An 8,782-nucleotide genomic window follows, 5' to 3' on the forward strand; every position below is an offset into this window, starting at 1 on the left:
ATGAAACAGCCCGTCGTCGTCAGATTCAGATGGCTTATAATGAAGAGCATGGCATCGTGCCACAAACCATCAAGAAGGAAATCCGTGACCTGATCTCTGTTACCAAGGCGGTGGCCAAAGAAGAGGACAAGGAAGTGGATATCACCAGTCTCAACCGCCAAGAGCGCAAGGAACTGGTCAAGAAACTGCAAGGTCAAATGCAAGAAGCTGTCGAAGTGCTTGACTTTGAACTAGCAGCGCAAATCCGCGATATGATGTTGGAAGTCAAGGCCTTGGATTAGGGAGGAGATAGGAATGAAAATTCTAGTCATCAATGGGCATCCGGATAAGGAAAGTTACTGTCAGGCTATTTTTCAAACCATTGTTGAAACTATTGACTCAAATCACCACGAGCTTAAAGTGATCAGTCTCAATGAAGAGGACTTTGATCCGGTCCTTCGCTACGGCTATCGAAAACGGATGGAGGAAGATCCCTTTATCCTTCGTTCTCAAGAATGGATCCAGTGGGCGGAACATCTGATCTTTGTCTATCCCATCTGGTGGAGTAGTATGCCGAGCCTCATGAAGGGCTGGATCGATCGGGTCTTTACACCTGGGATTGCTTACTCGGCTAATGATCAGGGAAGCTTCATCTGGAATTACCTGAGAGGCAAGCAATTTAAGAAGTTGCTCAAAGGAAAAACAGCCAGTATTTATGCGACCTCCATGGCGCCTACTTGGTGGTACAAGATCTTTTCAGGCCCTCTCAACATTCCAGATAGTTATGGTATCTCTGTCTTGAAGAATGCCGTCTTGAACCACTGTGGGATCAAAACCAAGCGTGTCTGCACCTTGGGAGAAGTCGGACGAGATGTGAACACCGCTAGCATGCGGGAACAGCATCTTCAAAAGGTAGCAGCAGAAGTCAAGAAACTTTGATAAGAGACAGGAGACTACTGATAAGTTAGTGTCTTTAGTTGTATTTTGAATAGGTTTTGGTTAAACTATTAACATAATCTATAAAACATAGGAATGATTCAATATGCTACTTTTTATCTATATGATCTATGTCATTTATTCACTATCAAAAATGAAAAATGAAGGTAAAAGAGTCTCAATTTTCACTAAGTTGATTGTTTACGGCTTATTGATACTCTCCTCGTTTATGCTCTATTTTAGTTTATTGTCATTTTTATTTAGCCCTTTGCCATTTTTTGGCTTTCTAGCTGCTCTTGCTATTGGCGGTATGATGCTATCTCTGAAAATAGTCATTGCCCTTCTTTTGCTTCTATTATCACTCAGCTTATTCTTAGATAGTAAAAATAGTGATCCGGATACGCCTCCAATTGATCATTGGCTACGGTTGGCAGTCCATATTCTATTGATCATTATTTAAGGGGAGCACGCTATTCGTTTTATCTTAAACTCAAACCAATGTTTACATAGGAGAGGTCAATGATGAGAAAGCATTTGAATCTGTTTAGGATCCTGTATCTAATTCTTTTACTTTTTGTTTTTGTTAACTTTGTATTAGGTTACTATGGCTATGCCTTTACTCCTCTCTTGTGGAATCCTTGGTTGTATCTAGGAGCTGTGATAGTTTTTTGTCATATCTGGTATCGCTTTTATCGAACTCACGCAGTCAATTGGAAGAATGTAGTAGGGCTACTGTTTAGTTTCTTTTCTAGCCTGATCCTAGTATTATTCATTGTGTTTTTCTTTAGTTTTGATGGTCATGGTTCGGTAACGTTTCACTCGGAATATTATTTAAAAGAGAAGTCAATTGTCTTTCAAAGAGGCTCCCTTTTAGATGCCTTTGATGAATACCATGAGCTGGTGAATCCCTTTGTCATGAAAAAAGAGATAAAGAAAAAAGTTTATATTGATTAATTGTCAATACCATAGGAAGGAAATATATGTCACGTACAACGCCTACTATACTGTGCAATCTTTGCATGGTCGAAGATCTTGAAAATGGGAAAGTCGTCCTTCAGTACCGCTCACCTGAAAAGACTCACTGGGCGGGCTATGCTTTTCCGGGTGGCCATATCGAAGAAGGCGAGAGTCTGGTCGAGTCAGTTATCCGTGAGATTGAAGAAGAAACTGGCCTCACCATTTTCAACCCCCGATTGGTCGCTGTAAAAAACTGGCAGTTAGAGGATGGCATCCGCTACATCGTCTTTTGCTACAAAGCGACAGAATTTACAGGCCAGCTAAGATCGTCTGATGAAGGAGAAGTTTCTTGGGTTGAGAAGGACCAATTAGAAAAGTTGGACTTGTCCTACGACATGCTTCCTCTGCTGGAAGTGATGGAAGACCCGGATTTGTCTGAGTTCTATTATCGCAAACGGACAGACGATGATTGGGAAAAATTTCGCTATTAAGGAGTTGGGTAGACCAGCTCTTTTCTTATTCTTGTAAGAAGTGGAAAAAAATAGTATGATGGAAGAGTTTAGGAATACCTGATCTAGGGGGATTTATTATATATGAAGGATTTTCACTTTGATGCCATTGCAGCATTTGAAAATTACGAGATCGAAACCATGAGAGATGGTCATGTGGTGGTGACAACCAAGGTGGTCGAATCGTCGCTCAATTATTATGGAAATGCGCACGGTGGCTATCTCTTTACCCTGTGTGACCAGATCAGTGGCTTGGTCATTATTTCACAGGGAGTAGATGGTGTGACCTTGCAGTCTTCCATCAATTACTTGAAAGCAGGGCGTCTAGGAGATGTCCTAACGATTCACGGGGAATGTGTCCACAGTGGCCGGACTACTCGGGTTGTCGATGTCGATATTACCAATCAGGAAGGTGCCAATGTCTGTAAGGCCACCTTTACCATGTTTGTAACGGGAGAAAGAGATGAATCAGCAAAAGTACGCATTTAAAAACTATATTTTTGATTTTTATGGAACCTTGGTCGATATCGAAACCGATGAGTCGAGTCCAGTCTTGTGGGAGACCATGGCCCAGATTTACCAGTCCTATGGAGCTCATTATACAGGAGAAAGTTTGCAAGTCCGCTATAAGGAGTTGGTGCAGCAAGCTGAGGAAAGTATCGCTAAGGAAAAACAAGTCACTTATCCAGAGATTGATTTGACCGTGATTTTCGTTCAACTCTATCTAGATAGTCATCCAACAGGAGCCAGTGTCCATCATCTCAAAGAGTGGGGACGATTGATTGCTCGGACTTTTCGTGTTCTCTCTCGCAAACGCTTGGAGCTCTATCCTCACACGAAAGAAGTCTTAGAAGATATGAAAGCTTCAGGGTGTCGGATCTATCTCTTATCCAATGCCCAAGCAGACTTTACCAACCCAGAGATTGATTTGGTTGGCTTGAGAGAGATTTTTCATGATATTTATCTGTCGTCTGATGCAGGGATTCGCAAACCTCAGCGCGAATTTCTCATGAAAGTCATCAAAGAACACCAGTTGAATCCGGATAAAACGGTCATGGTAGGGAATGACTTCACTACAGATGTGGCTGTAGCGAAAAGTATCGGCATGCAAAGTATCTTGATCAATACCTTCCCTTACTCGGACGAAGAATTACAGAATAGGAGTCAAGCAGGCGTGCGCGTGATTCGAGACATTCAGGAATTGCAAGAAGATAAAGGTAATCATAAATTTTAGGAGGCCAAGTTGCCTCTTCTTTTATTGAAAATGCTACAATAGAACGGAATTTGTCAAATTTTCCCTTTCATGGTATACTATGGGAGTTAATTTTGCTAAGGAGATTGAAATGAATAACTTACCAAACTGTCCAAAATGTAACTCTGAATACGTCTATGAAGATGGTGCGCTCTTGGTCTGTCCAGAGTGTGCTTATGAATGGAACCCAGCTGAAGTCGTAGAAGAAGAAGGTGTTGTAGCCATCGACGCGAATGGAAATAAATTGGCTGATGGCGATACCGTCACCTTGATCAAAGACTTAAAAGTGAAGGGTGCACCAAAAGATTTGAAACAAGGAACGCGAGTGAAAAACATCCGTATCGTCGAAGGTGACCACAACATCGATTGTAAGATTGATGGCTTTGGCGCAATGAAACTTAAATCAGAATTTGTCAAGAAAATCTAAGAATAAGAAGAAGGGCTTAGCCCTTTTCTTTCAGGAGAATACTATGAAATTCAAACTATTATTTAGCTATCGTTTTCTATTGTTTATCTTGAGTGTCATCGGCGTTTATCTGCAACTGACCAAGCATGGTGGTTTTGGGATGATGCTCTATTACACCATTTTGTCCAACATGTTGGTCATGTTCTTTATGGGGGATATGGTCTGGCGCATGCTTCGTGGTCGTTCGACCCAGACTCAGGGCTATCTTCGTTTAAAAGGTGGTGTCACCATGTCTATCATGATCACCTGTGTCATCTACCACTTTATGCTAGCACCCATCGCGACACCTGAGAAGTTTTACCGTTTGGAAAACTTCCTCTGTCACTACATTGTTCCCTTGATGTTCTTCTTTGACACCCTGGTGATTGATAAACCAAAACAATACCGTAAGTCGGATCCATTAGCTTGGACCTTGCTTCCCGTACTTTATATGGTCTTTGCTCTTCTCAACGGTTTGGTTCTTAAGTGGCCAGTTCCAGGGGCAAAAGACAGTCCTTTCCCTTATTTCTTTATCAATGTCAATCGTTTTGGTTGGCTTTATGTGGTTAAGATGGCGACCATCATTTTTGTCGCTTATTTACTAGCTGGATGTGGCTTGTTTGCCTTGAAGAAGATTGGGAAAAAAGGAACAGATCATCATTAAATAAAAGATTTGTTGATGTAAATCCGAACATTCGTAGAAAATAATGAGTTTTTTCTTGCATCCCACTATAAACTGTGATATAGTATGGATAATTAAATAGTCCTTTAATCCTGTCCCGTGAGGCAGGCAAGGAGTCTGATCAAAATAAGGGGTGAACTAGATGCGTTCTAGGTCTTATCTCTTGATATTTTTCTGAAGCCTCCTTGAAAAGGGAGGCTTTTTTCTATCAATTAGGAGGAAAAGATGAAGATCAAAGAAGTCGTTGATGATTTGACCATGAAGCGAGCTATTACTCGCATCACTTATGAAATCATCGAACGGAATAAGGATCTGAGCCAAATTGTTTTGGTAGGGATCAAAACTCGTGGCGTTTTCATTGCCAATCGCATCAAAGAAAGGTTAGCTCAGCTAGAACAAATAGAAGTTCCAGTCTGTGAATTGGATACCAAGCCTTTCCGTGATGATATCAAAGTAACAGAAGATTCAACCGTTTTACCAGTAGATATTACTGGCAAAGATGTCATCCTGATTGATGATGTCCTTTATACAGGTCGGACCATACGAGCAGCCATCGATAATCTTGTCAGTCGTGGACGTCCATCGCGTGTCAGCCTGGCAGTCCTAGTGGATCGTGGTCATAGAGAATTGCCGATCCGACCAGATTATGTTGGAAAGAACATTCCAACAAGTCGATCAGAGGAAATCATTGTCGAGATGACTGAGCTAGATGGTCAAGATCGCATCTTGATCGAGGTGAGTGAATAAGGTAGTTTTCAAATCGTCGCTATATACAGGAGTGACTGAGGAAGCCTCCTGTATCGTTTTCACATATGCATATCTTTGGAATGGAGTTACAACATGTCTACAAATCAAATCGCACTTAAAAACCTTGTCTCAATGGAAGCTTTATCAAACGAAGAAGTTATGGCCTTGATTAAGCGTGGTATTGAGTTTAAAAATGGAGCAAAAGCTCATTACGATGAGCAACATATCGTGTCTAATCTCTTCTTTGAGTCGTCAACACGTACGCACAAAGCATTTGAAGTGGCTGAGTTGAAATTAGGTTGTGACCTCCTTGACTTTGATGTGAAAACGAGCTCTGTAAACAAGGGTGAAACTCTCTACGATACTATTTTGACCATGTCAGCTCTCGGAGTTGATATCTGCGTCATCCGTCACCCAGAAGTAGACTACTACAAGCAATTGATTGAAAGTCCAACCATCACAGCTTCTATTGTCAACGGGGGAGATGGATCCGGTCAACACCCAAGCCAAAGTTTGCTAGACTTGATGACCATCTACCAAGAGTTTGGTCACTTTGACGGACTCAAGGTTTGTATCGCTGGTGACTTGGATCACTCACGGGTGGCAAAATCCAATATGCAAATCTTGAAACGCTTGGGAGCAACTCTTTACTTTGCGGGTCCAGACGAATGGAGAAGTGCAGAGTTTGAAGAATACGGAACCTTTGTGACGATCGATGAAGTTATTGAAGAAGTCGATGTCATGATGTTCCTCCGTGTGCAACACGAGCGTCATGACTATGAGTCTCTCTTCTCAAAAGAGAACTACCATCGTTTGCATGGCTTGACACAAGAACGCTATGATCGTATGAAAGACACAGCCATCTTGATGCACCCAGCTCCAGTAAACCGTGATGTGGAGATTGCTGACCACTTGGTAGAAGCTCCTAAATCACGCATCGTGGAGCAAATGACCAACGGTGTCTTTGTCCGCATGGCTATCATAGAAGCGGTTTTAGCTGGACGAAAATAATATGTAAAAAAGAAAGGAGAAGTGAGAGAGTCTACAAAAAGGTGGTCTTTTCTCACTTTTCTTTTTGGAGTTTGTAAGGAGAATTTATGGTAAAACGTCTCTTAGTATTAGAAGATGGGACGGTTTTTGAAGGAACTGGTTTTGGAGCTGATACCTATGTCAGTGGAGAATTGGTCTTAAATTCTGCCATGACGGGTTATCAGGAGTTGATTACCGACCAGTCCTATAAGGGGCAAATATTAGCCTTTACTTTTCCAGTTATCGGTACAACTGGGATAAACCGAGATGATTATGAATCTATTTTTCCTGGGTGTCTAGCAGTGGTAGTACACCAATTAGCGAGTCATCCCAGTAATTGGCGCAAACAGTTATCCTTAGATGCTTACCTGAAAAAACACAATATTCCAGGGATCCAAGGAGTCGATACTCGAAAGCTGGCTAAAATTGTCACTGAACATGGAAGTATCAAGGCTACAGTGGTCAATGAGGGGGATGCGATCAAGCATATCTTGGATCAACTCCGCGCAACCGTCTTGCCTTTTGACCAAGTTCGCCAGGTGTCGACCAAAACCCCCTATGCTGCACCAGGATTTGGTAAGAGTATCGTCTTGATCGACTTGGGCTTACGGCATTCCGTTTTGCGTCAATTGATTGCACGAGGTTGTAACGTCACGGTCGTTCCTTATTCAGTTAAATTGAAGGAATTAAAGGATTTGCAGCCAGATGGCATCATTCTATCCAGTGGTCCAGGGAATCCTCATCATATCGATGGTATTTGCCAGGTCATTGCTAAAATCGATCCTCATATTCCGATCATGGGAATCGGCTTGGGGGCAGAATTGCTGGCCCTTGCCCACGAAGGAAGCCTCGCGAAACTAAAAAGCCCTCATCGTGGACTTAACATTCCTGTAAAAGAGGTGGCTACTGGAAAAGTCGAAATCACTAGTCAGAATCACCAGTACAACATTGAACGCGAAACTCTTCCACGTGACTTTCTGATCACCCATGAGGAGCTTCATGATCACTCTATCGAGGCCTTTCGTCACCGCTATCTTCCTTTGATCGGTGTCCTCTACCATATTGAGTCCAGTCCAGGACCAAGGGAAAGTCTCTATTTCTATGACGAATTTATGGATTTGATTGAAAGTAAATTAGACGAACGAAGGGAGGAGTTATGGTCATGAATCAAGTAACGCTTTTGTGTGCAGAATCCTTCAATGATGTCAGTTTGCTTGGAGCACTCACGTCTTGTCCCCTATTAAAAGATCGTGGCTACCAGACAGAAGTCCTCTATTGCGGAGACGAAAACGACATCACCAAAGAAGCTGGAAATGCTGTTTCGGTTATTCGTTTAAAGTTAGACAGTCTCAAAGAAGCCCTTCTAGCAACGAAAACCAAAAATTTACTGCTGTCATTTGCGGATAAGCAAGTCCTTGGTCTTTTATTCCGATTGGAAGAAATTGGGTTTCTCAAGGAACACAAGATCCGTATTCTAGGAACTTCGCTTAGGCAATACCGTACTTTTTACCACCAGTCAGACCAAAAGTCATTTTTACAGGAGTTGGGTTATCAAGTTCCTTCCTCTTCCTTGGTTTCGACAGTCAGAGAGGCTATTGAGTTCTCAGAGCAAATCCAATTCCCTATTGTTGTTTGGCCACTTGCCAGCAAGCATGGGCAAGGTCGTCGGATTGCTAATAACTTGGACGACCTTTGTGAGGCTGTCGAAAAGGGACTAGAAGTATCGCCACAGGCTCAGTGTTTGTTGGAGTTCTCGACGGTTGGTTTCAAGGAGTTGGAATACATCGTTGTCCGAGATCGTCAGGATAATTATTATCTTGCTGGAAACATTGAGAGCGTCGACCCGGTGGGGATCCACTCCAGTGATTCTTATCAAGTCATCCCTAGTCTGACGCTGACGGATACCGAGCATCAGACCTTGAGAGAGGCAGCATTGTCTATTGTCCGGCATTTGAGACTGGTTGGAGCAACTTCCATCAAGTTTGCGCTAGATCCAAAGAGTTACCAATTCTATATTCTTGAGGTCAATCCATTTGCTTCGGATTCCTTCTCGACCATGTCCATGGCCTTAGGATATTCGATTTACCACCAGGCCTTATGCTTAAAGTTAGGCGACCACCTTTTGGACCTTCCTCACCCAACGATGAAGGGTCTTACAGCCCTGTTTGAACCCACTCTAGATCGTATTTTCTTTAAACTACCCGTCTTTCCGATGGAAAAGGTGACAAAAGTTCTCAATACACAAA

13 protein-coding genes are annotated in these 8,782 nt (G+C 42.4%); all 13 read left to right on the plus strand.

Annotation, left to right across the window (positions count from 1 at the left end; translation table 11 throughout):
• Positions 1-281: UvrB/UvrC motif-containing protein (locus QZ158_RS06655; RefSeq protein ID WP_293886919.1), on the plus strand; the 281-nt coding region annotated here is incomplete at its 5' end.
• A 13-nt stretch (positions 282-294) separates the two neighbouring features.
• On the plus strand, positions 295-918 hold the full coding sequence (locus tag QZ158_RS06660; protein WP_293886920.1) for an NAD(P)H-dependent oxidoreductase: 624 nt from the start codon (positions 295-297) through the stop codon (positions 916-918).
• Positions 919-1,021: 103 nt separating this feature from the next.
• Positions 1,022-1,375, plus strand: coding sequence for a diacylglyceryl transferase (locus tag QZ158_RS06665; protein ID WP_293886922.1), 354 nt, complete (start codon positions 1,022-1,024; stop codon positions 1,373-1,375).
• A gap of 59 nt (positions 1,376-1,434) precedes the next feature.
• Complete coding sequence (locus QZ158_RS06670; protein WP_293886923.1) at positions 1,435-1,869, plus strand: hypothetical protein; 435 nt, start codon at positions 1,435-1,437, stop codon at positions 1,867-1,869.
• Positions 1,870-1,895: 26 nt separating this feature from the next.
• Positions 1,896-2,363, plus strand: coding sequence for an 8-oxo-dGTP diphosphatase (locus QZ158_RS06675; RefSeq protein WP_185761538.1), 468 nt, complete (start codon positions 1,896-1,898; stop codon positions 2,361-2,363).
• Positions 2,364-2,465: 102 nt separating this feature from the next.
• Entirely contained in the window at positions 2,466-2,870 is a 405-nt protein-coding gene (locus QZ158_RS06680; RefSeq protein WP_126404314.1) for a PaaI family thioesterase, read from the plus strand.
• Positions 2,845-3,615 carry an HAD family hydrolase gene (locus tag QZ158_RS06685; protein ID WP_293886925.1) on the plus strand — a complete coding sequence of 257 codons (771 nt, stop codon included), beginning with the start codon at positions 2,845-2,847 and terminating at the stop codon, positions 3,613-3,615. The genes QZ158_RS06680 and QZ158_RS06685 overlap by 26 nt, the downstream gene beginning before the upstream one ends.
• A gap of 109 nt (positions 3,616-3,724) precedes the next feature.
• Positions 3,725-4,060 (plus strand): zinc ribbon domain-containing protein YjdM, encoded by a 336-nt coding sequence (locus tag QZ158_RS06690; RefSeq protein WP_009731127.1) that lies wholly within the window; start codon positions 3,725-3,727, stop codon positions 4,058-4,060.
• Positions 4,061-4,103: 43 nt separating this feature from the next.
• On the plus strand, positions 4,104-4,742 hold the full coding sequence (locus QZ158_RS06695; protein ID WP_195549894.1) for a Pr6Pr family membrane protein: 639 nt from the start codon (positions 4,104-4,106) through the stop codon (positions 4,740-4,742).
• Between the two features lie 243 nt (positions 4,743-4,985).
• The gene (gene pyrR, locus QZ158_RS06700) at positions 4,986-5,507 is read left to right on the plus strand and encodes a bifunctional pyr operon transcriptional regulator/uracil phosphoribosyltransferase PyrR (RefSeq protein WP_006596278.1); all 522 of its coding nucleotides are present in this window, start codon (positions 4,986-4,988) and stop codon (positions 5,505-5,507) included.
• 93 nt (positions 5,508-5,600) lie between these two features.
• Entirely contained in the window at positions 5,601-6,518 is a 918-nt protein-coding gene (locus tag QZ158_RS06705) for an aspartate carbamoyltransferase catalytic subunit (protein WP_006596279.1), read from the plus strand.
• An 86-nt stretch (positions 6,519-6,604) separates the two neighbouring features.
• Positions 6,605-7,702, plus strand: a complete 1,098-nt coding sequence (locus tag QZ158_RS06710; protein WP_293886930.1) for a carbamoyl phosphate synthase small subunit — start codon at positions 6,605-6,607, stop codon at positions 7,700-7,702.
• On the plus strand, positions 7,693-8,782 hold a 1,090-nt coding region (locus QZ158_RS06715; RefSeq protein ID WP_293886932.1), incomplete at its 3' end, for an ATP-grasp domain-containing protein. The genes QZ158_RS06710 and QZ158_RS06715, both read left to right, overlap by 10 nt.

Origin of the sequence: Streptococcus sp. A12 (assembly GCF_905372335.1) — a bacterium.
In the GTDB taxonomy this organism is placed as follows: domain Bacteria; phylum Bacillota; class Bacilli; order Lactobacillales; family Streptococcaceae; genus Streptococcus.

What these genes read in the sequence shown, in the direction of transcription:
- QZ158_RS06660 (WP_293886920.1), top strand. Translation starts at nt 295, where the DNA reads ATGAAAATTCTAGTCATCAATGGGCATCCGGATAAGGAAAGTTACTGT.
- QZ158_RS06665 (WP_293886922.1), top strand. Translation starts at nt 1,022, where the DNA reads ATGCTACTTTTTATCTATATGATCTATGTCATTTATTCACTATCAAAA.
- QZ158_RS06670 (WP_293886923.1), top strand. Translation starts at nt 1,435, where the DNA reads ATGATGAGAAAGCATTTGAATCTGTTTAGGATCCTGTATCTAATTCTT.
- QZ158_RS06675 (WP_185761538.1), top strand. Translation starts at nt 1,896, where the DNA reads ATGTCACGTACAACGCCTACTATACTGTGCAATCTTTGCATGGTCGAA.
- QZ158_RS06680 (WP_126404314.1), top strand. Translation starts at nt 2,466, where the DNA reads ATGAAGGATTTTCACTTTGATGCCATTGCAGCATTTGAAAATTACGAG.
- QZ158_RS06685 (WP_293886925.1), top strand. Translation starts at nt 2,845, where the DNA reads ATGAATCAGCAAAAGTACGCATTTAAAAACTATATTTTTGATTTTTAT.
- QZ158_RS06690 (WP_009731127.1), top strand. Translation starts at nt 3,725, where the DNA reads ATGAATAACTTACCAAACTGTCCAAAATGTAACTCTGAATACGTCTAT.
- QZ158_RS06695 (WP_195549894.1), top strand. Translation starts at nt 4,104, where the DNA reads ATGAAATTCAAACTATTATTTAGCTATCGTTTTCTATTGTTTATCTTG.
- pyrR (WP_006596278.1), top strand. Translation starts at nt 4,986, where the DNA reads ATGAAGATCAAAGAAGTCGTTGATGATTTGACCATGAAGCGAGCTATT.
- QZ158_RS06705 (WP_006596279.1), top strand. Translation starts at nt 5,601, where the DNA reads ATGTCTACAAATCAAATCGCACTTAAAAACCTTGTCTCAATGGAAGCT.
- QZ158_RS06710 (WP_293886930.1), top strand. Translation starts at nt 6,605, where the DNA reads ATGGTAAAACGTCTCTTAGTATTAGAAGATGGGACGGTTTTTGAAGGA.